This is a genomic window from Acinetobacter sp. GN11 (genome assembly GCF_054823985.1).
Map to the genome: position 1 here is coordinate 1 of NZ_JRVL01000326.1, position 700 is coordinate 700.

A 700-nucleotide genomic window follows, 5' to 3' on the forward strand; every position below is an offset into this window, starting at 1 on the left:
TTTAATAACTAAAATGTAAAAAAGCCATTGCCTTGGCAATGGCTTTTTTGTTTATAATCATAAAATTATGCGCCCTTAGCTTAACTGGATAGAGCAGTTGCCTCCTAAGCGACCGACGTGGGTTCGAGTCCCGCAGGGCGCACATATAAAAGATTATAAAGATGACTTTATTAAATTTAAAATAAACTCTCCATAATCCTTTGCAACTTCAACCAAGCTATCATTCTCTTTTGAAATATTTGGATTCCATTCATATACAGCTCCCTCCTCTTCATCCTTCATTTTAGAACAGTCTAAAACATAATAATATCCGTCCGAAGTCTGTGAAATTATAAGTAAGTGCTTAGGAAAATTATATTTTTCTCGATCATGTAGAGTTAACCAAATTGCATCAGGAATAGATGAATTTTCAAAGTCTTCATCAATAACTCCATAAAACTCTTGCCCAGCAATATCTCCAGCTCCATATTTTTTCAAAAAAACCTTATAGGTTTGAGGGAAATTAATATCTAAAACTTGCTCAGCCTTATTGATTAATTCGTCCGAACACCCATTCATAAAATCAGCGTCATCTGGGTTTTCCTGAATTAGTTTAAAGGCTTCAGTTAAATCTTTCATGCTCATCTTAATTACTACCTAAAGTCATTAGCGCGTTCTTTCCAATATTGTTTTTTCCAAGTATCAAAAACTATTCCTATAT

Annotated in this window: 1 protein-coding gene and 1 tRNA gene; one reads left to right on the top strand and one right to left on the bottom strand. The window is 33.6% G+C overall.

Going from position 1 to position 700, the window contains the following annotated elements; genetic code table 11:
* Positions 1-69 precede the first annotated feature (69 nt).
* A tRNA-Arg gene (locus NL42_RS18860) sits at positions 70-142 on the top strand.
* Between the two features lie 11 nt (positions 143-153).
* On the opposite strand, the gene NL42_RS18865 is transcribed toward NL42_RS18860, so the two are convergent.
* Entirely contained in the window at positions 154-624 is a 471-nt protein-coding gene (locus NL42_RS18865; RefSeq protein WP_101664646.1) for an SMI1/KNR4 family protein, read from the bottom strand.
* Positions 625-700 lie beyond the last annotated feature (76 nt).

Excerpts from the sequence above, each read along its gene's own strand:
- NL42_RS18865 (WP_101664646.1), bottom strand. The coding sequence starts at position 624 with ATGAGCATGAAAGATTTAACTGAAGCCTTTAAACTAATTCAGGAAAAC.